Annotated in this window: 20 protein-coding genes; 7 read left to right on the top strand and 13 right to left on the bottom strand. The window is 33.5% G+C overall.

What is annotated here, in order from left to right:
• Window positions 1–56 precede the first annotated feature (56 nt).
• The 3 genes from ACVEGE_RS01480 to yajC all read left to right on the top strand — a co-directional run bounded on the left by ACVEGE_RS01480 (window position 57) and on the right by yajC (window position 2569).
• Entirely contained in the window at window positions 57–1163 is a 1107-nt protein-coding gene (locus ACVEGE_RS01480) for a Glu/Leu/Phe/Val family dehydrogenase (protein WP_173854367.1), read from the top strand.
• Window positions 1164–1355: 192 nt separating this feature from the next.
• Complete coding sequence (gene nusB, locus ACVEGE_RS01475; RefSeq protein WP_192500295.1) at window positions 1356–2267, top strand: transcription antitermination factor NusB; 912 nt, start codon at window positions 1356–1358, stop codon at window positions 2265–2267.
• A gap of 29 nt (window positions 2268–2296) precedes the next feature.
• Complete coding sequence (gene yajC, locus ACVEGE_RS01470; RefSeq protein ID WP_173854363.1) at window positions 2297–2569, top strand: preprotein translocase subunit YajC; 273 nt, start codon at window positions 2297–2299, stop codon at window positions 2567–2569.
• 114 nt (window positions 2570–2683) lie between these two features.
• Here the strand turns inward: yajC and ACVEGE_RS01465 are convergent, their stop codons facing one another.
• From ACVEGE_RS01465 to ACVEGE_RS01445, 5 genes are all read right to left on the bottom strand, one after another.
• The gene (locus ACVEGE_RS01465) at window positions 2684–4150 is read right to left on the bottom strand and encodes a sensor histidine kinase (RefSeq protein WP_192500294.1); all 1467 of its coding nucleotides are present in this window, start codon (window positions 4148–4150) and stop codon (window positions 2684–2686) included.
• Between the two features lie 2 nt (window positions 4151–4152).
• Window positions 4153–4854, bottom strand: coding sequence for a response regulator transcription factor (locus tag ACVEGE_RS01460; protein ID WP_192500293.1), 702 nt, complete (start codon window positions 4852–4854; stop codon window positions 4153–4155).
• Between the two features lie 191 nt (window positions 4855–5045).
• Complete coding sequence (locus ACVEGE_RS01455) at window positions 5046–5930, bottom strand: anti-sigma factor (RefSeq protein WP_173854358.1); 885 nt, start codon at window positions 5928–5930, stop codon at window positions 5046–5048.
• A 276-nt stretch (window positions 5931–6206) separates the two neighbouring features.
• Window positions 6207–7484: a peptidase T gene (gene pepT / locus ACVEGE_RS01450; RefSeq protein WP_192500292.1), complete on the bottom strand. Its 1278-nt coding sequence runs from the start codon at window positions 7482–7484 to the stop codon at window positions 6207–6209.
• A gap of 96 nt (window positions 7485–7580) precedes the next feature.
• The gene (locus tag ACVEGE_RS01445) at window positions 7581–8129 is read right to left on the bottom strand and encodes a SixA phosphatase family protein (protein WP_192500291.1); all 549 of its coding nucleotides are present in this window, start codon (window positions 8127–8129) and stop codon (window positions 7581–7583) included.
• Between the two features lie 145 nt (window positions 8130–8274).
• On the opposite strand from ACVEGE_RS01445, the gene ACVEGE_RS01440 reads away from it, so the two are divergent.
• Entirely contained in the window at window positions 8275–9297 is a 1023-nt protein-coding gene (locus ACVEGE_RS01440) for a quinone-dependent dihydroorotate dehydrogenase (RefSeq protein WP_173854351.1), read from the top strand.
• Window positions 9298–9355: 58 nt separating this feature from the next.
• On the opposite strand, the gene ACVEGE_RS01435 is transcribed toward ACVEGE_RS01440, so the two are convergent.
• Entirely contained in the window at window positions 9356–10060 is a 705-nt protein-coding gene (locus tag ACVEGE_RS01435; RefSeq protein WP_173856892.1) for a DUF3307 domain-containing protein, read from the bottom strand.
• The gene (locus ACVEGE_RS01430; protein WP_173856891.1) at window positions 10057–10668 is read right to left on the bottom strand and encodes a hypothetical protein; all 612 of its coding nucleotides are present in this window, start codon (window positions 10666–10668) and stop codon (window positions 10057–10059) included. The genes ACVEGE_RS01435 and ACVEGE_RS01430 overlap by 4 nt, the downstream gene beginning before the upstream one ends.
• Window positions 10669–10864: 196 nt before the next feature.
• Between ACVEGE_RS01430 and ACVEGE_RS01425 the strand changes: the two genes are divergently transcribed.
• Together ACVEGE_RS01425 and guaB are read left to right on the top strand one after the other, a co-directional pair.
• Window positions 10865–11728 carry a hydroxymethylglutaryl-CoA lyase gene (locus ACVEGE_RS01425; protein WP_173854345.1) on the top strand — a complete coding sequence of 288 codons (864 nt, stop codon included), beginning with the start codon at window positions 10865–10867 and terminating at the stop codon, window positions 11726–11728.
• Window positions 11729–11914: 186 nt separating this feature from the next.
• Window positions 11915–13387: an IMP dehydrogenase gene (gene guaB / locus ACVEGE_RS01420; RefSeq protein ID WP_173854343.1), complete on the top strand. Its 1473-nt coding sequence runs from the start codon at window positions 11915–11917 to the stop codon at window positions 13385–13387.
• A gap of 61 nt (window positions 13388–13448) precedes the next feature.
• Here the strand turns inward: guaB and ACVEGE_RS01415 are convergent, their stop codons facing one another.
• The 3 genes from ACVEGE_RS01415 to ACVEGE_RS01405 all read right to left on the bottom strand — a co-directional run bounded on the left by ACVEGE_RS01415 (window position 13449) and on the right by ACVEGE_RS01405 (window position 18132).
• Entirely contained in the window at window positions 13449–15686 is a 2238-nt protein-coding gene (locus ACVEGE_RS01415) for a cation:proton antiporter domain-containing protein (RefSeq protein WP_192500290.1), read from the bottom strand.
• Between the two features lie 338 nt (window positions 15687–16024).
• Window positions 16025–17371 (bottom strand): adenylosuccinate lyase, encoded by a 1347-nt coding sequence (purB, locus tag ACVEGE_RS01410; RefSeq protein WP_192500289.1) that lies wholly within the window; start codon window positions 17369–17371, stop codon window positions 16025–16027.
• 68 nt (window positions 17372–17439) lie between these two features.
• Window positions 17440–18132: an SIR2 family NAD-dependent protein deacylase gene (locus ACVEGE_RS01405; protein WP_173856888.1), complete on the bottom strand. Its 693-nt coding sequence runs from the start codon at window positions 18130–18132 to the stop codon at window positions 17440–17442.
• Between the two features lie 213 nt (window positions 18133–18345).
• Here ACVEGE_RS01405 and ACVEGE_RS01400 point away from each other — a divergent pair, with 213 nt between their 5' ends.
• Window positions 18346–19008 carry a TrmH family RNA methyltransferase gene (locus ACVEGE_RS01400; protein ID WP_192500288.1) on the top strand — a complete coding sequence of 221 codons (663 nt, stop codon included), beginning with the start codon at window positions 18346–18348 and terminating at the stop codon, window positions 19006–19008.
• A 565-nt stretch (window positions 19009–19573) separates the two neighbouring features.
• Here the strand turns inward: ACVEGE_RS01400 and ACVEGE_RS01395 are convergent.
• The 3 genes from ACVEGE_RS01395 to ACVEGE_RS01385 all read right to left on the bottom strand — a co-directional run bounded on the left by ACVEGE_RS01395 (window position 19574) and on the right by ACVEGE_RS01385 (window position 24400).
• Window positions 19574–20260, bottom strand: a complete 687-nt coding sequence (locus tag ACVEGE_RS01395) for an XAC2610-related protein (RefSeq protein ID WP_192500287.1) — start codon at window positions 20258–20260, stop codon at window positions 19574–19576.
• A 337-nt stretch (window positions 20261–20597) separates the two neighbouring features.
• On the bottom strand, window positions 20598–22859 hold the full coding sequence (katG, locus tag ACVEGE_RS01390; protein ID WP_192500286.1) for a catalase/peroxidase HPI: 2262 nt from the start codon (window positions 22857–22859) through the stop codon (window positions 20598–20600).
• Window positions 22860–23509: 650 nt separating this feature from the next.
• Window positions 23510–24400 (bottom strand): mechanosensitive ion channel family protein, encoded by an 891-nt coding sequence (locus tag ACVEGE_RS01385; protein ID WP_192500285.1) that lies wholly within the window; start codon window positions 24398–24400, stop codon window positions 23510–23512.
• Between the last annotated feature and the right edge of the window lie 1117 nt (window positions 24401–25517).

The raw sequence follows: 25517 nt of genomic DNA, 5'->3' as shown, positions 1-25517 counted from the left end.
ATTTTGATTTGTCTTTTTGACAAATTCACAATTATATCACTATAAAATTAAACTATATGGATGCAACTTTCACAACAGGAAAGGAACTTCAAAAAATGGATCCCGTTTTTGGACAACTATCATTTGATGATCACGAACAAATTGTATTTTGCAATGACAAAGATACGGGTTTAAAAGCAATTATTGGTATTCATAATTCGGTTATGGGACCTGCTTTAGGAGGAACACGTATGTTTGATTATGCTAATGAATGGGAAGCGTTAAATGACGTTTTACGTTTGTCTCGCGGAATGACTTATAAAGCAGCTATTACAGGTTTAGACATTGGTGGAGGTAAAGCCGTTATTATGGGTGATGCTAAGACTAAGAAAACTCCTGAGTTGATGCGTAAATTTGGAGAATTTGTTCACGGATTAAGCGGGCGTTACATTACTGCAGAAGATGTAGGAATGGAAACTAAGGACATGGACATTGTAAGAGATGTGACTCCTTATGTAACTGGAATATCTGAAGAAAGAGGTGGAGCAGGAAACCCATCACCTGTAACTGCTTTTGGAGTTTATATGGGGATGAAAGCGGCTGCAAAACATAAATTTGGAACCGACTCTCTAGCAGGTAAAAAAGTACTGGTACAAGGAATTGGTCACGTAGGAGAAACTTTAGTAGAATATTTAACTAAAGAAGGTGCTATTGTAACTATTGCTGATATTAACGAAGAAAAATTATATGAGGTAGGAAATAAATACAATGCGACTATTTATACAGGAGCTGATTTATATACTGCTGATGTTGATATTTACGCACCATGTGCTATGGGAGCAACTATTAATGACGCTACTGTAAATAAAATTAAAGCAAAAGTTATTGCTGGAGCGGCAAATAATCAATTAGCAAATGAAGATGTTCACGGAGCTATTTTACAAGAAAGAGGTATTTTATACGCACCTGATTTCTTGATTAATGCTGGTGGAATTATCAATGTTTACGCTGAGCTAGCACATTATGGTAAAGCAGAGATCATGAGTAAAACTGAGAATATCTACAATACTACTTTGGAGATTTTTGATTATGCTGTAGCAAAAGGGATCACGACACATCATGCAGCGCTTACTATTGCACAAAATCGAATTGATCAAAGAAAACTAGAAAACAGTAAAAAATAGGTTTCAGATCTAATTATATTTCCGTGTTGTTTTTTTAGATAGCTCTTGATTATCTAAAAAGGCAACACCGAATACTTTTTAAAATAAGCAATTATATATTTTATTATAAAAAAGGAAATACTTATTTTTGCAAACTAATTTAATTAAAGTTCTTACAAGGTGGTAAATAGAAGACACATACGCGTTAAAGTTATGCAATCGATTTATGCGATGCATCAAAACGGTTCAGATAACTTAGAGAAAGAAGAAAAGTTTCTTTTTTATAGTATCGATAATATTCAAGATTTATACCTTACAATGGTTTCTTCCTTAATGGAAATCTGTAAAAAAGAGGCTGAGTTTTTACACAAATCAAGTTTAAAACACCTTGCTACGCCTCAAGAACGTAAACCCAACGAGAAATTTATCAAAAACAGCATTTTTCAAATCCTTGCTGAAAATAATTCTTTGAGCATTGCTTTAGAGAATCGTAAAATTGATGCTTGGAGACTTCATGAAGACTACATTTCATTGCTGTTAAATGCAATAAAAGTAAGTCCGTTTTACATTACTTATATGAGTAATGCCGAAACAACTTTTGAAGAAGACAGACAACTTATTGTTGATTTATTTGGAGAAGTTATTGTTCCAAATGAAAAGTTATACGAATTCTTAGAAGACGATCAATTAACTTGGATTGATGACATTCCATTGGTAAACACGCAAATTCTAAAGCAATTGAAAGCGATGAAACCTATTATGGATGATAATTTTACTGTGCCTAAAGTGTACAAGGATGCTGAAGATAAAGCATTTGTAAAAGATTTATTCAGAAAAACAGTTTTAAACGAATCTGAGTTAGCTAAGGAATTTGTAGATAAAACACCAAACTGGGATAGTGATCGTATTGCAGAGGTAGATACTATTATTTTAAAAATGGCAATTTGTGAATTTTTGAAATTCCCATCTATTCCTGTAAAAGTTACTTTAAATGAATATTTAGAGCTTGCTAAAGAGTATTCTACTCCTAAAAGTAGTATTTTTATCAACGGAATTCTAGATAATTTAGTTAAAGAATTAGAATCGAATAAAAAAATGCTTAAAACCGGTCGCGGTTTAATGTAATTAATAATTTAAAAAAGAGAATTAATATTATGGAACAATTAACTAAATTTGCACCCTTTTTACTAATGTTTGTAGTGATCTATTTCTTTATGATTAGACCACAACAAAAAAGAGCTAAAAACGAAAAAGAATTTGAAAGCGCTTTAAAAGTTGGAGATAAAGTAATTACAAAAAGCGGACTTCACGGTAAGGTTTCTGAAATTGCTGAAACAACAGTAATTTTAGACACAATGGCTGGAAAGTTAAAAATGGAGCGTTCTGCAATTTCTATGGAAATGAGTGCTGCTTTAGCAAAAAAATAATCCTTTTTAAGGTATAAAAAAGACCGATATATTATGTGTATCGGTCTTTTTTTTGTGACTTATCTTAAGTGGAAATAATTAACTGTGATACTAGTTTGTATAGTATAAATGCAATTAACTGCATTTTAATTTAAAAATGAACGAGCTTCCAGTATTTTCACTGCTAATTAATTCAAGCGACGAATCGTGGAGGTCCAGTATCTTTTTTGCAATAGCAAGACCTAAACCTGTACTGTTCTTTAGATCGGTATAGTTATTAGCTCTATAATAACGAGCAAAAATACGTTCTCGGTCTTTCTCCGGAATTCCTATTCCATTATCCGTTATGGTGATTTTTACAGTATTGTTCAAACATTTTTCTGTTGTAATACTAATGTATCCGTTCTCAGGAGTAAATTTTATTGCGTTGTCTAATAGGTTTTGAATCACTCTTTCGATCAAAGAAATATCTGCAAATACCGGCGCTAATTCTTTCGATAAAAAAGTGTCAATTGTAATTTTTTTATTGTGTGCAATAAGATGGTATTTAGAGCTGATGTCATTTACTAATTCACTAATAATAAAGGCTTCTTTGTTAGGGCGAATTTGGTTTGCTTCTAGTTTTGATAATTCAAAAAGTTCATGAACAAGTTTTTCTAATTTCACTGAACTCTGACTTACCATATCAATATAACGTTTTCTTTCTTCGTCAGTGATTGTTTTTTCTTTGATTTGTAAGGTTTCAAGATAGCCTCGTATTATTGCGATTGGTGTTCTTAAATCATGTGATACATTGGCGATAAGCTCTCGTCTTAAATTTTCTACTTCTTTAAGTTTATCAATGTTTGTGGTCAATATATCTGCCATTTCATTAAACATTTCGGCTAGTTGTTTTTCACTACTTAAGCTGTCCAGGTTTATTCTGGCGTGCAAATCTCCCTCTCTAAAACGTTGCATGACATTCAGGATCTTTGAATAGTTTTTTGTGATGGTTCGAATGATAAGCAAACCTATTAAAAATGTAAAAAACAGTGTAATCCCCATAGTACGATAGCTAATTTGCCATAAGTAACTAGTGAATAGGGTATCAGATTCTGCTTGTTTTTTCTCACCATTTAGCACCACATAAATATAAGCATATAGCATATTATTCATGGTTAATGGGTGTGCCGAAAAGACTTTTTGAGTACCTGGGTTTAAGGGATCGTCACCTCTTATCAAAGACTTTTTCTTATCTGCAATAAATGCTTTGATGGGGAGTACATTAATAGACTCTAATATTATTTTTTTTTCTGGCGGAAACCAAGCAATAATTTTTCCTTTTGGGTCAACCAAATATACCTCGAGGTTTGGATTAATTGCCATCACGTGATGAAACATTTCGTTTAGTGCCGGTTTGATTACTTTTCCGTTATAAAAAGGAGTAGAGTTTTCAATAATATTTTTAGCAGTGTCGTGGTTGATTCTTTGGTTGACCTCTTCTAGATATTCTCGTGATGAGTTGTAGCTTATATAAACATGAGCCATACCCACAATCGCAAGAAGTAGAAAAAACACCAATGATATTTTCCAAAATAAACTGTTGTATCTTTTTTGTTCCATTCTTATTTTATTTCGTCAGTAAAACGGTATCCTATTCCCCAAGTAGTTAAAATATATTTTGGGTTGGTAAGATTGGGTTCTATTTTAGTTCGTAATCTATTTATATGAGAGTTTACAGTATGTTCGTAACCAGAAAATTCATATCCCCAGACCAAATTTAGCAAGGTTTCACGAGAATAACTTATTCCAGGATTTGACATGAATAAATACAATAAATCAAATTCTTTAGGTGTTAATTCAATTTTTTGATCCTCAAGTAAAATTTTTCTTTTTTGAGTATCTAATTGCAAATTTCCACATTGCAAAACTTCATCAACAATGACTTGCTCTGTGCTGTTTATTTCGCTTCTTCTAATCAGTGCTTTTACGCGTGCTGTAAATTCTCTTATGCTAAAAGGTTTTGTTAGGTAATCGTCAGCACCGGTTTCAAGACCTATGATTTTGTCAATTTCTTCACTTCTTGCCGTAAGCATCATTATGGGAGTAAAGTTCTTTTCGGCCCTAATGCGTTTGCAAATTTCTATTCCGTCAATATCGGGTAACATGATATCTAGAATAATAGCATCATAAGAATTAGTGTTAGCAAGATGCAAACCTTCAAAGCCGTTATAAGCTTTGGTTAATTCACAATGAATGTCTTTTAAATGAATACTAGCTAACTCAACAATAGAGGGGTCGTCTTCAATCATCAAAATTTTCTTCATAACTATTGTTTTTTGTTAGAATGTATTTATAAATATAGTTTTTTTGCTTTGGATGTAAAAGAGATTTAGTAATTCTAAGCTTTAAATCAATGCTTAGTTATCAAAATCGATAAAAGCTCAAGAAACAACAATTATTTGTCATTACTTAAGCCTTTGTCAATTAAATGTACTTTTTTAAAAGTATATTAAAACTATTTAGTTGCTGTTCCAGTAGCCGCTGAAGCTTTTGCATTGTTGCTCATTGTATAAACAGTATGATCAAGTGCAGCTGCAGGTATTGAACCAACTAATGGTTTTAGTAAAAAAGGTTTTGTGCTATTATCAGGAAAAGGCTCAATACTAATTACAGCTGTCTTACCAGATAAATCAGTAGGAAATGTTACTCCTGTTGGTGCGTTTACAAGAAAGTCTTCACCAGGAAATGGAGGTGTTCCTAATGCTCCGCTAAATCCACTAAAGTCATCAACTCCTGAAACAGATGTAAATGTCCCTGTAGTTACTGGTACACCATCGATTACTGCCCAACCTTCGTATTTCCAACCTTCAGGAAGTGTAGGTAATTCTAAACCTGCTGTAGGAGGTAAAGTACCTAGGAACCAAAGTCCGCTTTTTTCGTTTGTATCATCATCGTCTGATGGAGTTGCAAGTACATAAGATCCTTTTGCAGATAAGAAATCATTTCCTAAAGCTTCTGGCGCTCCAATAGTTAAAGTAGCCGAATTTGAAGAGAAATCACCTGCTAATAGATGTGTTTTTGCAGGCGCTGGATCAGTATCAGGAAAGGGCTCAATTGTTAAGATGAATTTTGTTGCAATGTCTAGATCTGCGCTAGCAACAGTAAAAGATGTTTTAGACATTGTTCCATCACTACTTACTGTAAAAACACCTGTAGAAACAGGTTGACCGTTTGCTATAATCCAGCCTTCATATTTATAATTAGCTCCTAAGTCTTCTAGGCCTGAGATATTTAGTTTTAAATCTTTACTTGTATTTGCTGGGTTGTCATCGTTGTTGCAGCTTGCAAAAAGCCCTAAACTTAAAACACTTACTAAGGATAATAATGTTGTTTTTTTCATGATAATTTTTTATAATTTGGTTAACTCTTTTTTAATCTTAAAAAGACTCTTTTGTTTTGTTAATGCAAATTACGTTTGAAGTTATCACGAAAAGATTGCAAAAGTATAAAATTTTTAAAACTGCTGTATTTATTCGTGTTTTATTGACAAAAAAAGCCCTCAAATAGTATTTTACTTTTTGAGGGCAATTTTAATCGTGACATGTTTAGGAATATTTTTTACTTTTAGGCTTTCGCCAAAGCACTAATTTGACCTAATCACATATAATAAGGTTAATTATTTCTTCTTGTTAGTTTTAGAAACTTCCAGTCCAAAGTTAGGCAATGAAGTCAGCTCAGCAATTTTCACAATCACTTCTACTGCTTTTTGCATGCTTTCTACGGGTACGTACTCATATTTACCATGAAAATTATGTCCACCTGCAAAAATGTTAGGACAAGGTAATCCCATGTAAGATAACTGGCAACCGTCAGTTCCGCCGCGAATAGGTTTAATTAATGGTTTTATGTTTACTTCTTTCATTGCTTTTTCGGCAATGTCAACAATATGTTTTACAGGAACTACTTTTTCCTTCATATTGTAATATTGATCTTTTATCTCAGCAATCACAATGTCTTCACCAAATTGTTTGGCAAATTTCTTGTTGATTTTTGCTGCTATTTTTTCAATTTTTTCTTTTCTTTTTTCAAATTTTTTCTTGCTGTGGTCTCTAATGATTAATTCTAAAACTGTTTCTTCAATACTTCCAGTTAAATGGTGCACATGATAAAAACCTTCGTAACCTTTAGTCTCTTGAGGTGTTTCATCAGATGGTAAAGCATTGATGAAATCATTAGCAATTAACATCGAGTTGATCATTTTACCTTTGGCATATCCAGGATGTACACTTTTACCTTTGAAAGTGATTTTGGCTCCAGCCGCATTAAAATTTTCGTACTCCAATTCACCTATCTGACTTCCGTCCATAGTGTAAGCCCACTCTGCTCCAAATTTTGCTACGTCAAAATGATGTGCGCCACGACCAATTTCTTCATCGGGTGTGAAACCAACTCTAATTTTTCCGTGTTTGATATCGGGATTATTAATTAGGAATTCCATTGCAGTAACAATCTCTATAATTCCCGCTTTGTCATCAGCACCTAGAAGGGTAGTTCCGTCAGTAGTGATTAAAGTTTGTCCTTTATATTGCAATAAATCTTTAAAATAATTAGGAGACAAAATAATGTTTTGTTCTGCATTTAAAACAATATCTTTTCCGTCGTAATCTTTTATAATTTGTGGATTAACATTAGCACCTGTAAAATCAGGTGTAGTATCAAAGTGTGCTACAAAACCAATGGTAGGAACTTCATGGTCAACATTGCTAGGTAAGGTTGCCATGATATAAGATTTATCATCGATGGTAACATCTTGCATTCCAATTTTTTTAAGTTCTTCAACCAGTTTATTGGCTAAATCCCATTGTTTTGCAGTACTTGGTGTTGTAGTTGAATTTGGATCTGACTCTGTGTCTACAGTTACATAACTGATGAAACGATCAATAATATGTTGCATAAAAGTGTTTTTTTAATGTGGGTACAAAGGTACTGTTTATTTAGAATTGAGCCTTCAAAAGATCAATTATCAGTGGTGTTTTAGCATTGTAGTTTTTTAATGCATCATTTGTGGACCTTCAGTATTAGAACTTGGAGCACCATATTTAAAGACTTCGGTTTTAATACTTCCATCTGCTTTTATCAACATTAAAAAAGCATTATCGTATTCTTGATCTCCAATTGAATCTATAGGTCTTTTTCCTCCTAGAGCTTCGATTGTCTCTAAAACTGTATTTGAATGTCCGACAATTAATACCGTTTTATTAAAATCTTTTGTTAATACATTTTTAGCAAATTCTTGTAGTTTACTGGCGTCATAAATTTGAAGCGTAATTTTATTTGATGTAGCTGTTGGCTGTGCAGTATTTCTAGTACGCTTGTAATCTGTCGTGTAGGCAACGTCTATTTTGCCTGATTCATGTAATCTTGTAGCTAGATCTACTGCTCTTTCGTTACCTTTTGTTGTGAGTTCGGGATCTTTTTCTTTTGGGTTATCTGTCATTTTCTCAGCATGACGAACAATAATTATTCTGATTTCGTCTTTTGATTGACCAAAAACAGTAATCGAAGCTAGAAATATTAAGAAACAAATATACTTTTTCATAGATGGAAATTTAGAATCGCTAATTTATTGTATAATATTGAAAACCGGGCTATTTGTTCGGTCTTAAATAGCTTCTTTAATTTTTATCAGAATTATTTATTTATCGCTGAGATAATTCTATTTTTGCACTCACAACTAAAAAGCTATGTACAAACTACTTATTCGTCCACTATTTTTTCTATTCGATCCTGAAAAAATACATTATTTTACTTTTTCATTAGTGCGTTTCACGTCTAAAATCCCTGGTTTTTCGGCACTTTACCGTTCGTTATATCTAGTAGATGATAAACGATTAGAGACGGAAGTTTTTGGTTTAAAGTTTAAAAATCCAGTTGGATTAGCGGCTGGTTTTGATAAGGATGCCAAGTTGTATAAGGAGTTGTCTAATTTTGGTTTTGGGTTTATCGAAATAGGAACGTTGACACCAAAAGGACAAGATGGAAACCCAAAAAAGCGTTTATTTCGATTAAAAGAGGATTCGGCTATTATTAACCGAATGGGTTTTAACAATGGGGGAGTACTTGAGGCAGTAGAAAGGTTAAAAGCCAATAATGGTGTTTTAATTGGAGGAAACATAGGTAAAAATAAGTTGACACCAAATGAGGAAGCGACTTCTGATTATGAAATATGTTTCGATGCTTTGTACGATTATGTAGATTATTTTGTGGTGAATGTAAGTTCGCCAAATACGCCCAATTTACGTGCGCTACAGGACAAAGAGCCGTTGACGCAATTGTTGCAAACACTTCAAAATAAGAATTTGGCTAAGCCAAAGCAAAAACCAGTTTTATTAAAAATAGCTCCCGATTTAACAGATGAACAGTTGCTAGATATTATTGATATTGTTGCCGAAACAAAAATTGCGGGAGTAATTGCAACGAACACTACCATATCCCGTGAAGGATTACAGTCTGAAAACAAAGCCGAAATGGGCGGATTATCAGGTAAACCATTGACAAAACGTTCTACTGAGGTAATTCGTTTTTTATCTGATAAAAGTAATAAAGCATTTCCTATTATTGGAGTAGGAGGAATCCATACTGCTGATGATGCTATCGAAAAACTAGAAGCAGGAGCTAGCTTAATACAATTATATACCGGTTTTATATATGAAGGTCCCGCTTTAGTAAAAGCAATAAATAAAAAGATTGTAGCGCGAATGAAATAATTCGTTTGCAAAGTAATCAAGTCCGTTATAAATTTCATTTAACGGACTTTTTTATGCCTTAGATTGAAATAGCTTGCACTAAAAGGCCCGTTATTAAAGCGATTCCAAAGCTGAGTAAAGTGCCAATTAAAACATATTCGGTTAATTTACGGTCTTTGGCTTCTTTTAAATCCCCAAAACGAAAAATAGATTTAGCTGCCAATAAAAATCCGATGGCTTCAAAATGTCCCGTAACTATAAAACAAAATACAAATAGTCTTTCTAGAATTCCAATATAATTTCCAGCATTTGATAAAGAATTGTCCTGGTGATTTCTTTTTTCAGGTGTCCAGATCGAAATCGCATTTTTTATAATAATAGATGTTGGTTTAGTTAGGAAAATAACTCCAGTGATAAAAATCCAAATAGAATTACTGACGGGAGTTAAGTCTAAACTTTGATTGGTGTATAAAAACGTAATGCTAGCAATGACAAGAATATGCAATGCTTGATCGACCATAAACCAAGTACGTTTCGTTTTCTTTTTCTGGAATTGTAGTTTAGCGTAATCAATAAGGCCATGTGTTACTGCAAGTACGATTGCGAACCCTAAGAAATCACTTTCGCCAACAAAAACAAAGGCTAAAAGACCATGTAGCGCAGTATGAATATATAGGTGAATACTTTTTTCTTTTTTAATTTCTTTATCTTTTACCCATGAGTTTGGTTGTAGTGTAAAGTCACCCAGAATATGTGCCAAAAATAATTTTATAAGTAGGATCATACGGTAATGTTTTTTATTTTTTTTTGAAAATAGTCATCTAATTCGAGAACCAAGTCGAATTTGGCTCGGCTTCTTCGGCGACTTACAGCAGCTTGATTGATGTTCAATAATTGACCAATTTCGTCTTGTGAAAGGGTAGGGTTTTGTAGTGTAGTCAAAACAAACTCTGCCGACTGAGCTAACCAATTATCCATAAATGTGAGTCCTAAACGCAACATTAAATTAATTTCTTCATCAAAGTCTATAACGCTAGTGTTGATTGCCAGATTGCTCTTTTGTTTTTTTAATGTGTCAAAAAGTTCACCTGAACGTATAAATGCAGAGCCATTACTCTCCGAAATTTTCTTAGCAGCATAGTTTTTTTCTCCAAAACCAATACTCATTCTTGCATCGAGTTTAATGCTTTTTAGATAAGCTTTAATCAATAAGGCATGATGTAAAGCCTCAGTAGGAGTAGCGACTTCTAGTTGAAATTCATCACCACGATAAATTTCCCATTGCTCTGGATTGTTGCCTAAAGTGTTTAGTAACTGCTTCAATCCCAGTATCCATTCAGTGGAAGTTGTTTTTCTAGAATTGATTATATCTCCTGTGATTATACTTATCATATTCAAATATAATTAAAATAAAATGCTATTTGTACTTTTAAATAAAACTATTTATTACCAAATAACGTAATAATTATACATATTACCAAATTATGTAATAATTAGATTTATTACAAATTTATAGAATACGTTAAAAAGTAAAAATTTAAAGAGCATTATTTAATAATCCTAATTGTTTTTCTATCTTTGAAATTATATGAAGCCAGTAAAAATTATAGAATGTCCACGGGATGCCATGCAAGGCATTAAGCCTTTTATTCCTACAGAGAAGAAAGTTGCTTACATACAATCATTGTTACGCGTAGGATTTGATTCGATTGATTTTGGGAGTTTTGTTTCTCCAAAAGCGATTCCGCAAATGGTAGATACTGCAGAGGTTTTGGCACAACTGGATTTATCCCAAACTAGTAGTAAACTCTTGGCGATTATTGCCAATACGAGAGGTGCTGAAATGGCTTCAAAACATAAGGAAATACAATACTTAGGTTTTCCGTTTTCGATTTCCGAGAATTTTCAGATGAGAAATACACATAAAACCATAGCAGAATCTTTAGTTACTTTAACTGAAATTTTAGAAATCGCAGATCAAACCAATAAGGAAGTAGTTGCTTATCTTTCTATGGGTTTTGGTAATCCGTACGGTGATCCTTGGAACGTAGATATAGTAGGGGAGTGGACAGAAAAAATGTCAAATATGGGCGTAAAAATCCTTTCTTTGTCGGATACTGTAGGAAGTTCAACACCTGATGTGATTAGTTATTTATTTTCTAATTTGATTCCAAAATACCCTGAAATCGAATTTGGAGCGCATTTACACACTACTCCTGATAAGTGGTTTGAGAAAATTGATGCGGCTTACAAAGCAGGTTGTACTCGTTATGATGGTGCAATTCAAGGATTTGGCGGTTGCCCAATGGCTAAAGATGACTTGACAGGAAATATGCCTACAGAGAAATTGTTGTCTTATTTTACAGCAAACAAAGTGGTTACTAATTTAAATCCGCTCAGTTTTGAAAGCGCATACAATGAAGCTTCAAAGTTATTTGGAGAATTCCATTAGAAAAAAAAGTTTTTATTTACTTCAGAATAATTGTTAAAAATCGGATAGTTGTATTCCTGTTAAATAGAATTTTTTTATAAAAATTAAGGATAAACGAAAACGATTGAGAATATTAATTGAGTAGTTTTTAAAAATTATATTCAAAAATTGACTATATTTGCTCGCAATTCAACTACAAATTGCAACATGATAGCACATAACTCCAAGATTATCGGTGAAGGTTTAACTTACGATGATGTATTATTAGTTCCTAATTACTCAAATGTTCTTCCTCGCGAAGTGAGTATCCAATCTAAATTTTCAAGAAATATTACACTAAACGTTCCTATAGTATCTGCTGCTATGGATACTGTTACTGAAAGTTCAATGGCAATTGCTATGGCTCAAGAAGGTGGAATAGGTGTTCTACATAAAAATATGACTATCGAGCAGCAAGCAGCCAAAGTTCGTAAAGTAAAACGTGCTGAGTCAGGTATGATTATTGATCCAGTAACTTTGCCTCTTACTTCTACTGTAGCCGATGCAAAAAATGCCATGAAAGAATTTGGTATAGGCGGTATTCCTATCGTTGATGAAAATAAAATTCTTAAAGGAATTGTAACCAATAGAGATTTGCGTTTTGAAAAAAACAATGCAAGACCTATTGTTGAGGTAATGACAACTGAAAACTTAGTTACCGTTGCCGAAGGAACTTCACTAGAACAAGCTGAAGTGGTGTTACAAGGACATAAAATTGAAAAACTTCCTGTAGTGAATGCTAATTATAAATTAGTTGGTTTAATCACTTTTAGAGATATTACTAAATTAACTCAAAAACCAATTGCGAACAAAGATGTTTATGGACGTTTGCGTGTAGCAGCTGCCATTGGAGTAACCGGTGATGCATTAGAAAGAGCAGCAGCTTTAGTAAATGCAGGTGTAGATGCAATTATCATCGATACAGCTCATGGACATACTGAGGGTGTTGTAAAAACATTAAAAGAGGTAAAAACTAAATTCCCTCAAATCGATGTAATCGTTGGTAATATTGCGACTCCTGAAGCAGCAAAATTTTTAGTTGAAAATGGAGCAGATGGTGTAAAAGTTGGAATTGGACCGGGTTCAATTTGTACAACACGTATCGTTGCAGGTGTTGGTTTTCCTCAGTTTTCGGCAGTGTTAGAAGTAGCAGCTGCATTAAAAGGAACAGGAGTTCCAGTTATTGCTGACGGTGGAATTCGTTATACAGGAGATATTCCTAAAGCTTTGGCAGCAGGTGCTGACTGTGTTATGTTAGGGTCACTTCTTGCAGGAACTAAAGAATCTCCAGGAGAAACTATCATCTTCGAAGGTAGAAAATTCAAGTCGTATAGAGGAATGGGTTCTGTGGAAGCAATGGAAACAGGATCAAAAGACCGTTATTTTCAAGATGTTGAAGATGATGTAAAGAAATTAGTTCCAGAAGGAATCGTAGGGCGTGTACCTTACAAAGGAGAATTAAACGAAAGTATGTTACAGTTCATTGGTGGTCTTCGTGCCGGAATGGGATACTGTGGCTCAAAAGATATTCCAACTTTGCAAGAAACAGGACGTTTTGTTCGCATCACTGCAAGCGGAATTAATGAAAGTCATCCTCATAATGTTACCATCACTAAAGAAGCACCTAATTATTCTAGATAATTAAGCTATTCTATAGTTATAAAAAAAGGCAAAAGTGTTTCACTTTTGCCTTTTTTTGTTTTTACTCCGTAAACAAAGCATTCATTAATTTATTGTTACCTACAATCCATAAAATATCGTCTTTTTGTAACACAATATTAGATTCTGGATTCAGGATTCGTTGTCCGTTACGTTCAATTCCTACAAGTAAACCGTTGGTGCGTTCCCTTAGTTTAGATTGACCTACGCTTATTCCTATAAATTCAGCGTTGTTGAGTTCTATTTGTTTTAAAACAAGATTATTATCTGCTTTTATGGGATCTACAATTTCATTTGATTTAAGGTAAGTCGAAAATTGCTCCACTTGTTCATCAGTTCCAATAACGCATATTTCGTCACCAGGGAACAGGCGTTCTAATTTATTTGGAATTTGAATCGTTAACTCTCCACGTTTTATAAATGCAATATTGATTCCTAAATCCTCTCTTACTTTTAATTCACGAAGTGTTTTTCCAGCAAGGTTTGACTCGGGTGCGATTTCAAAAGTAGACATATGACCATCCCAAGGCGTTAGATTTGCATGGCGGCGATCTACTTTTTTAATCTCTCTATTGTTGAGGTTTTTTAGAAAACGATTTTCAATTTTATGATAAAGGGCATGCAGTTTTTTCGGAAAAAATAAATATATAATAATCGAAGCAACTAGTGCAACAAAAGCAATTATAGGTGAGAAAAAGATATTCAATAAAAATCCAATATAAAATATAGCCAGTCCTATTCTAAAAAAGATCATCATCAATATTGGACCACGATATTTACGTTCTTTATACAAAGCATCTACCTGTTCTACCGCCACACGACGCAAAGAAAGGGCCCATAAAAACGGAGAAATAGCGACTAATGTAATAAGTGCAGCAATCGCATTACCAAATTTTGAATGTTCAACTAAAGGTAAAATATAATTATCTGACAATAATATTATTGATGTGATAATGATAGTGTTCAATATAATCTGAATTAAATAGGCACGTATCACAATTTGCCATGTACTAACTGATCGAATTGCTTGTGCATTAGTACTGTAACGAGCAATTTTTTTAACCCATCTTTTAGGTAGTTTTCGCTCTAAGAATTCTGAAAACGGAACCGCCATTTTTACCATAAAAGGAGTCGTAAAAGTAGTAATTGCAGATACAGCAACTACAATTGGGTATAAAAAGGAACTAGTCACATTGAGTGACATTCCTAGTGTGGCAATAATAAAAGAGAATTCTCCAATTTGTGATAAACTCATTCCTGTTTGCACAGATTGTTTTAAAGGTTGCCCAGATATCAAAGCGCCAATAGTTGAACTAATTGATTGCCCAAAAATGGTCACAAATGTCAAAATCACTACTGGTATAGCGTGTTCGTATAGCATCACGGGATCAATCAACATACCAACTGATACAAAGAAAATCGCACCAAATAAATCTTTTACTGGTTTTACTAAATGTTCAATGTGTTCTGCTTGCGTCGTTTCGGCAATTATAGAACCCATAATAAAGGCTCCTAATGCAGGTGAAAAACCAACATTTGATGCTAGTATCACCATCATTAAACAAAGTGCTAACGAAATTATCAGTAGCATTTCATCGGTTAATAAATGTTTGGCTTTTTTTAATAATGAAGGTATGAAAAATATTCCTCCTACAAACCAAGCTGTTAAAAAGAAAACTAGCTTTAAAACCGACATTATTAATTCGGTTCCAGAGAATTTTTGACTTACCGCTACAGTTGACAACAATACCATCATTAAAATAGCTACAATGTCTTGTACAATAAGGGATCCTATTACAATTCCAGCAAATTTTTTGGCTTTTACACCCAATTCGTCAAATGTTTTTAAAATAATTGTAGTGGATGAAATCGAGAGAATTACCCCTAGAAATATCGAGTCCATTTGACCCCAGCCCATCCATTTACCTACTAAAAAACCCATTAAAACCATGGATATTATCTGGGTGACTGCAGTTATCGAGGCGGTGCCTCCCACTTTCATTAATTTCTTAAAACTAAATTCGAGTCCCAAACTAAAAAGTAAAATAATCACACCAATCTCTGCCCAAACTTCAACGCTCTTAATATCAGTAACTGATGGGAAAAGGTCAAAATGTGTTCCTGCTAAAAATCCAGCAATCAAATATCCTAAAACTAAAGGTTGTTTTAGTTTTTTAAATAATAAAACTGCTATTCCAGCCGTCATTAGGATCAGTCCTAAATCGGTAATAAGTGGTTCTAAATGTGTTGATGCTTCTGCTACTGTTGCTGCGGTACTCATAATTTATTGTTGTAGCTATTCCAGCTTTTCATTTCAAGCTTTTGGTTAAAATACTTTTTTATTAGGCAGTTGGCAGGAGTTTCCTCTGGTCACTCTACCAATTGCCATAAAAATAGTTTTTTCTCCCGCAAGGCTTTCCATTGCAATCTGGGCTAGTAAGTTTTAAAATAATAATGTTCAGTTTTCATCAGTTAGCATAAACAGCCAACTCATAAAAAAAGCTATCGATAAAGATAGCTTTTTTTACATATTTTATACTAAAAATCAATCGTGCTAAGTCACTTTTATCATATTCAGAGAAATAGAAACAAAGTTTTTAGTGATTTTTAATCCATTTTTTAAATTCCTAAGAAATTGCTAGGTGTTATTTGCATTAACTCCGCTTTAATCGCTTCCGAAACATCAAGTGTCGCTATAAAACCATGAATTGCTTTCTTATCAATTGCTTCATTTGTTCTTGTCAATCCTTTCAATGCTTCATAAGGATTAGGATAACCTTCACGTCGCAAAATTGTTTGGATTGCCTCAGCAACTACAGCCCAATTTTTTTCTAAATCTTCATGAAACTTAGATTCGTTTAGTAATAATTTGTTCAATCCTTTCAAAGTCGCTTCAAAGGCAATGATTGTATGCCCTATTGGTACACCTACATTTCTTAAAACGGTACTGTCTGTTAAATCACGTTGCAATCTAGACAATGGTAATTTTGCCGAAAGGTGCTCAAAAATAGCGTTTGCTATTCCTAAGTTTCCTTCTGAGTTTTCAAAATCAATTGGATTCACTTTATGTGGCATTGCTGATGATCCAATTTCTCCTGCTTTTATTTTTTGTTTGAAATATTCCATCGAAACATACGTCCAAATATCTCTATCTAAATCAATGATGATCGTGTTGATTCTTTTTAAAGCGTCAAAAAACGCTGCAAAATGATCGTAATGTTCAATTTGAGTAGTTGGAAAAGAGTGGTGTAAGCCTAAAATATCTTCGACAAAATTGCCTCCAAATTTTTTCCAGTCAATTTGTGGATATGCCACATGATGCGCATTGTAATTTCCAGTTGCTCCACCAAATTTAGCTGCAAACGGAATGTTGAATAACAAACGCATTTGCTCTTCAAGACGTTCTACAAAAACACCTATTTCTTTACCCAAACGAGTAGGAGAGGCCGGTTGTCCATGTGTACGCGCTAGCATAGGGATGGCTGCCCATTCTACACTTAAGTCTTTTAACTTTGAGGTTAACGTAATTAATGACGGCATGTATACTTTTTCAAACGCTTCTTTTGTAGAAAGCGGAATCGCAGTATTATTGATGTCTTGAGATGTTAATCCAAAATGGATAAACTCTTTGTATTGTGATAAACCTAACTTTTCGAACTTATCCTTAATGAAGTACTCTACCGCTTTTACATCGTGGTTGGTTACTTTTTCAGTTTCTTTAATCCAAAGTGCGTCTTCGGTTGAGAATTTTTTATAAATGTTGCGTAAACTTTCAAATAAATCCGAGTTTACCCCAGCTAGTTGTGGCAAAGGAACTTCGCACAAAGCAATGAAATATTCGATTTCAACTAATACGCGGTATTTGATTAAAGCTTCTTCAGAGAAAAACGGAGCCAAAGAAAGGGTTTTACTTCTATATCTTCCATCAATTGGAGAAATAGCATTCAATTCGTTTAAAGTAGTCATTGTTGTGTTATTTATTGGAAAACGACAAATATAAACCTTTAGTAGCAATATCGAAAAGGAATAATTCTTTAAATCAAACCAGTAAGAATCTTTTGCAATTGTTTCATTCCTTCTGATGCTACTTCGGGAATTACCTGCAAAGGATTTCTCAAATTCGCAATTTTAATAGGTTTGGGATCAATATAGTAAACAGGAGTCGCTGTTTTTGTAAAATCAATTAATCCTGCTGCGGGATATACTTGTAACGAAGTTCCAATAACAGCAAAATAATCAGCCGTTTCAGTCATAGCAACGGCTTCTTCAAGAGCGGGAACTTCCTCTCCAAACCAAACTATATGTGGGCGTAACTGATTATTATGGGGATCAAAATCACCAAAATTTAAATCATCTCGCCAATCTAAAATATAATTTGGAGCAACGGTACTACGTACTTTTAAAAGCTCGCCGTGCAAATGCAAAACTTTGCTACTTCCAGCGCGTTCGTGTAAATCATCTACATTTTGCGTGATTATTTGTACATCAAAATCATTTTCTAGTTCAGCCAAAATTTGATGCGCCAAATTAGGTTTCACTTCCTTAAGTTGCTTGCGTCTTTGATTGTAAAAGTCAAGTACCAAAGCAGGGTTTTTATACCAACCTTCGGGTGTGGCTACATCCATTACATTATGACCCTCCCAGAGTCCATCGCTGTCTCTGAAAGTTTTAATACCACTCTCCGCGCTGATTCCAGCTCCGGTTAAAACTACTAATTTCTTTTTCATTTTATAATAATTTGGGCGTGACCACAAGGGTCTGGCTTTCTGCTATATCTTTCTGGGCAAAAAAGCCCATAAAGGATACCGCGGCAATCCCTCACGCAATTCTGTACACATTTTTAATGTTTGTTTCAACCAAATCAAGAATCGCATTCTCAATCTGATTTAGAAAGCATAAAGCTAGTCTTTTTTACTATTTTTGCAGCAAATAAAATAAATATGATTGATTTAAAATATCTAGAATTTCTTGAAAACATTTTGACAGATAATCGCAAAGAGCGCTTTTTGAAAGTTTTAGAAAACAGAACCAATCATTTTACTATTGCTGTAGAAGATATTTTTCAGATGCACAATACGAGTGCAGTAATGCGTAGTTGCGAGGTTTTTGGCATTCAAGAACTTAATGTAATAGAGGAACGGTACGGAAAAAGTATTGATAAAGAAATCGCCATGGGTGCCCAAAAATGGGTGGACATCAATACATTCGATTCGGTAACAAGTTGCCTAGATGCTGTAAAAAGCAAAGGCTACCAAATCATTGCTACTACACCGCATGAAAATGATTGCTTAATGGAGGATTTTGATATTACCAAACCAAGTGCTTTGTTTTTCGGAACCGAACGTGATGGATTGTCTGACGAAATCATGCAACGTGCCGATGGTTTTTTAAAAATCCCAATGGTAGGTTTTACCGAGAGCTTGAATATTTCTGTTTCGGCAGCCATTATTATTCAAAATCTAACCAATAGATTGCGTAATTCTGATGTTAATTGGCATTTATCCGAAGAAGAAATGTTAGTCAAAAGATTGGCATGGGCAAAAAGTTCTATCAAAGATATCAAAAGAATTGAAGCTCGTTATTTTGAAGAAAATCCTAGGTGATTTTGCAACTACCTAAGGTTAAATAAGTATAGAAATGTTTTCGTTGAAATGCGAATTTTTTTTAGTAGCAAAATACTCATGGACTTTTTGACATTTTACGGTTAGTTTTTTTGATAGCTCCAGTACTTCATCTGTATTATGTTTGTAAACCAAAAACAAAATTATTTCATCACTACCAAAATCGCCTAGAAACAAAATTTCATTATTGTCGATATGTAGCGCTAACCATTTAAAATATTCTTTTGCATTTAATTTTAATTCAAATGGAAAATCTGGGAATTCATCAAAACTTTCATCAATAATTTGATGGATTTAATCAATTTTATCACACGTAATGGCTATGTCTGCGAGTTCTCCAGGAATTAAGAAGTCTAGTAGTGTATCGAATATATCAAAAACCTACTCCAGATCGTTTGCAGCGGTGTATTCTTGAGGATCATGTAAGAGGCTTTTAGTGTCTCGATAATTTCCTCTTTTTATCGATGCGATGGTGTAGCCATCCGTAAGAAAGTAAACTAATTGGTTTACTTCAATTTGTTATTTTTTTTGGGTTACTATTACTGCTTTATTCTTTGTAATAATCTTCGGTTTTATATTTTTTAACTTCCGTTTTTAATTTGTTATTTATCCATTTTCGGGTGGTTACAATCACTGAATTGCCTGCATCATTCATGGCATCTTCTTCCAGTTCATAGACTTTATGTAATCCTTTCATTGGAACTATTTCATACTCAGTTGTTATATGCCAACAGCAACCACTTTTTGCAAATGTTATAATTCTTTTCCTTTTAGTATCCGTTTGAAACATTCCAAGATTTTCAAACGCAAGAGCAGTTAATTCTTTACTTAAAACAAATTTGGTTTTTGTGATGTTAAAAACATAAACGTCATAAGAAGGTCCACCATAACCGCTGTTGTTGCCGTTACGTATTGCTAAATCTTCATGACCATCAAAATTAAAATCTTCAAAAATTAAAGGACTCTGCTCATTGTACAATTGAATTATATTGACTGTTGGTTTTTGATCTTTATTTAAATCAAAATATAGATCTTCTGACGATAGTACTTGTTTGAAGCTTTTGTCTTCTTTTCGGGTTATTGTTATAGTTCCTTCGCCACTACAATTACCATCAGCGCAATTAACAGTCATTGCTGCATTGTATATTTTCGAACCATTTTTAACTGTGAATTTAGTTTGACATATGATATAGCTAGGAATAAGCAGTAGTAGTAAGAAAATAGCTTTTTGCATTTGTATAGTGCTTTAGTTCGTAAAAATTTATTGTAATACTATTATTTGTAATAGTTAGTATTTATATCAAATGTACATTTTTATTAAAAGTGAATTTGTTTATTTTGATTTTTTTAATAGCCCCGACAGTAGTGTAAAGCCTATTGAAGTTGAGAATTACTTTTTCTTGTGGTGGCAGAGCGACCAGAGGAAGCTCCTGCCAGCACTTAGAAAAAGAGGTTGAAACCAAATAGCTTGTAACGGAAGGCGGGAATTGCTACAGAACAGTAATACTAAAAATCCCCAGCTACAAGAGTAATTGAGGATTTTAGAATTATTAAAAAAATTTTATAAATGTTTACGATTGTTTTAAATCAAAACGATCAGCGTTCATTACTTTCGCCCATGCTTTAACAAAATCAGCTACAAATTTCTCTTTGTTGTCGTCTTGCGCATACAACTCAGAGTAAGAACGTAAAATAGAGTTAGAACCAAATACTAAGTCCATACGTGTTGCAGTCCATTTTACCACTCCCGTTTTACGGTCACAAATGTCGTAAAGTCCCTTTGTTGTTGGTTTCCAACTGTTACCCATATCGGTTAGGTTAACAAAGAAGTCGTTTGTCAATGCGCCAATAGTATTGGTGAAAACACCATGTTTTGTGTTGCCATAATTGGTGCCTAACATTCTCATCCCTCCAACAAGAACGGTCATTTCTGGTGCTGTTAATCCCATTAATTGGGTACGGTCGAGCATTAATTCTTCTGGACTTACTACATAATCTTTTTTACTATAATTACGGTAACCATCAGCTAAAGGCTCTAAAGGTTCGAAAGACTCTGCATCTGTCATTTCATCGGTAGCATCTCCACGACCTGCGGAAAATGGAACGCTAACTTGAATACCAGCTGCTTTTGCAGCTTGTTCTACACCTAAATTACCGGCCAAAACAATTGTATCAGCGATACTAATACCAAACTCAGCAGCTATTGGTTCAAGAACAGATAAAACATGTGCCAAACGTTGTGGTTCGTTTCCTTCCCAATCTTTTTGAGGCGCTAAACGGATGCGTGCACCATTGGCACCACCACGCATGTCTGACCCACGGTAGGTACGCGCGCTGTCCCAAGCTGTATTTACCATTTCTGGAATAGATAATCCTGAGGCTGCTATTTTGTTTTTTACAGCTGCGATATCATAACCTGTGGTTCCAACTGGAATTGGATCTTGCCAAATTAATTCTTCCTGAGGTACATCAGTTCCAAAATAGTTTGCTTTTGGTCCCATATCTCGGTGTGTTAATTTGAACCAAGCACGAGCAAAAGTTTCTGAAAAATACGCTTGGTCGTTCATGAACTTCAACGAAATCTCTCTATAAATAGGATCAACTTTCATGGCCATATCTGCATCGGTCATCATTGGGTTGTGACGAATACTTGGGTCTTCAACATCTACTGGTCTGTCTTCATCTTTGATATTGATTGGTTCCCATTGCCATGCTCCAGCTGGGCTTTTGCGTGGTTCCCATTCGTGATTGAACAACATTTCAAAAAAGCCACCATCCCATTTGGTTGGGTGTGTTGTCCAAGCACCTTCTAGTCCGCTCGTTACCGTATAGCGTCCTTTTCCTGAATTACTTGGGTTTTTCCAACCTAATCCTTGTTCTTCAACGTCTGCTGCTTCTGGTTCAGGGCCCAAAAGGCTGGCGTCACCATTACCATGTGTTTTACCTACGGTGTGTCCACCAGCAGTAAGCGCAACTGTTTCTTCGTCATTCATGGCCATACGTGCAAAAGTTTCACGTATTTGAGCGGCAGTTTTCATTGGGTCTTGTTTTCCGTTTACTCCTTCTGGGTTCACGTATATCAATCCCATTTGAACGGCTGCCAAAGGATTTTCCATTGTTTTTGGATCTTCAACATTTCCATAACGTTCGTCACTTGGTGCCAACCATTCTTTTTCAGCTCCCCAGTAGGTATCTGTTTCTGGGCTCCAAATGTCTTCACGACCAAAAGCGAATCCAAAAGTTTTTAATCCCATATCTTCATATGCGATGGTACCAGCTAGGGCAATTAAATCGGCCCAACTTAGTTTATTTCCGTATTTTTTCTTAATAGGCCACAATAATCTTCTTGCTTTGTCTAAGCTTACATTGTCTGGCCAAGAGTTTAAGGGTGCAAAACGTTGGTTTCCAGAACCAGCGCCACCACGACCATCGGAAGTACGGTACGAACCGGCAGAATGCCAAGACAAACGAATCATTAAGCCTCCGTAATGTCCCCAATCTGCAGGCCACCAATCTTGACTGTCTGTCATTAGCGCGTGCATGTCTTTTTTTAGGGCTTCAATATCTAATTTTTTAAGTTCTTCTTGATAATTAAACGCTTCTCCTAAAGGATTGGTTTTTGTATCATGTTGACTCAATATTTCAAGATTGAGGGCGTTTGGCCACCAAGACATCACATTATTACTTGATGCCGTGTTTCCGCCATGCATTACAGGACATTTACCAGCTCCCGCATCGTGGTTTCCTTCAACAATAGTTGGAGCTTCGTTTTGTGAAAGTTGTCCATGATTTACGGGGCATTTACCTTGATCAGCATTGTTATTATTTTCCATATTTAAAATATTTATAGATTTAGTTTTTTTGTTTTTTCAAAATTAGGATAATTGTCTACAGTGTATTGCAATCAGTAATCTTCATATTTTATTATATCATAAACAAAAACTATCAACTATTTTGTTTCTATAGAATACTTGTATAGTTAATATTTAGTTCAATTAAAGGATTAACAAGGTGTTATTTATCTAAAATATTTTTTACAGATTAGGACATAAAATCTCCTTTATACTTCTCTCAAAAATAGCGAAAATTGTTGAGAGTAAGTCAAAAAAAATGAGTTTTAATATTGAAAATAGGGAAGAGAGTTAATTATAATATATTGCTTTTTAGTAGTTTACTGTATTCTCTAAAAAGGCAAAGTCTATTAGTTTATAAGCGATTTTAGCAATGTAATTTTAATCTCAATTAATTTTTTTTGTGTTTTATTGCTGTATTTTCTTTGTTGTTATCATCGCCGAGTTTACCTTAAAATAGGAGTTTCGAAACTCGAAGTATTTTGGATTTGCTTTCAAACAATTTATTTTCAAAAAATACCACATTTTTTTTCATTCAATATGGTATGTTATTCTTGCTGTTTGGTCAAATTTAATTTGAAAAGAAGTAGTACTGTTTATATACTCAAAGTGAGGTACAGTATTTCGTTTTCTTATTTTTCAATATTTATAGGCATTTGATTCAATGTAGTTCCGCCTTTGATTCCAAAGTCTAATGTTCTGATAGGGAAAGGGATCATAATATTGTTAGCGTCATAGGCTTTCTTGATTTTAAGAATAGCTTCACTTCTTACTTTATTATATATAAATTGTTCTGGTGTATTGACCCACATTGTAACTGTTAAGTTGATAGAACTATCTCCAAATTCCATAAAAAAGACATTCACCTGATCATCTTTAGATAGTTCTTCGATACCGCTAACTGCTTTTAATGTGATTTCTCTTACTCGTTCTAAATCCTCACCATAAGAAACTCCTACGTTTAAGTCAAATCTTCTTTTTTGCAAAATTGTATAGTTTTCGATAGGGTTTTGGAAGACCTCTTTATTGGGGATTATAACTGTTTTTCCTTGAAAAGTTTCTACAATAGTATCACGAAGATTGATTTCTTTAACTTTTCCCATGTAATCTTTTATTTGAACGATATCTCCAACCTTTAATGGTTTTCTAAAGGAGATAAATATTCCCGACATGAAGTTAGCAGCAATATCTTGAAAAGCAAATGCCAATGCCAATCCTAATATTCCTGCACCTGCTAATATAGAAGTTACTGCCTTATCGAGATTTAAAATTGTCAATACAGTGAAAAGTACGATTCCGATAAATGAAAAATAAACTACTGAACTAAATAAGTTATTGAGAGTAACGTTATGCGAAATTTTTGAAATTAGTTTTGTTGTTATTTTACGTATAAATTTTGCGATGTAAAAACCAATTACCATGACAACTGCAGCCATAACTATATTGGGTAGTAACTTAATTAAAGCTTCAGCCCAAGTGGATAATTTATCAGTAATTAAGTTGGTGATTTTATCTAAATTCATCGTAGTTTTTAATTTTATTGCTAATATTTACTTGTAAAATACTAATATAGTAAATGATTGCTTTTTTTACAATTAAATGAGGTATTGATTTGTGGGTTACTGTGAATCAAGGTTAATCTTTACTATTTTAAATAACATGAAATATTAAGTTTAGGAACTTACAGTAACGTTAAAAAGAGTTTAATTATTTTTAAAACATTAGTAATATAGTTGAAAAAATCATTGCCAAAATAAAAAAAGTCAACCACAAGCAACATATTACAATAGTTAAATATAAAATGCTATAAATAGATTTTTTTAAATTAGAAAGTTGTTTGAAATCATTTTTATAAAAAACATTTTCTTTAGTTCTTTTAAAAGTATAAAAGAGTAAAAATCCACAAATTATTACTGAAATAGATATTCCAATTATAGGCTCGATAATTGGTCCACAAGACAAGAGTTTAATCATTTTTTATTAATTAATTTTCTTAGTATTATAATTGAAACGGTTAGAATAACAATTATTATCAAAATGTAAGCTATACTCATGTAGGTGTATTTTTTAAACTACTCAATATCTTTCTTTTCCTGATATAGGTTGATAAATTTTATTCTCAAATTGATATTCAAAAATAGTATTTTGTAATTGGAATATTGATGATTTTCTTATGAAAAACGCTCAACATTCGTTACGCAGCTAAAGTAGTTTTTTTTCAATAGGATTTATATTTATATTGTTGGTTTTGTGGGTAAAACCGTGTATTTTAATTTTAATGAGTAGCGTATTAAATGGTTGTTATAGATTTCAATAGCTTGTTTGACTATTTTCATCCGTTTTAAGATTTGGAATCGTTTTTTTTTATCCAAATTCTTTTTTTTGATTCTTTAGCAATAAGCTTTTTGCTTTTTCCGAAGCATTGGTGGATTCATTTCTCTTTTAAAAGGATTTCATTTTCTTCTCCACATCTTTGTACAATGCTTTTGGTAATGAATTTTTTAAGTCCTTGACTTTTACTCATTGTTTTAGAATTTTTTTTCTAAGAATAGCATTTTTTTCATTCAATAGGTAACTTAGGAGCGAGAAATACTATGTAATTTTGAAGCGTGATTTTTAGAAATCTGACCGTTTAAAATT

This window comes from Flavobacterium sp. PL002 (assembly GCF_054165825.1).
This window is presented reverse-complemented; position numbering and strand designations above follow the sequence as displayed.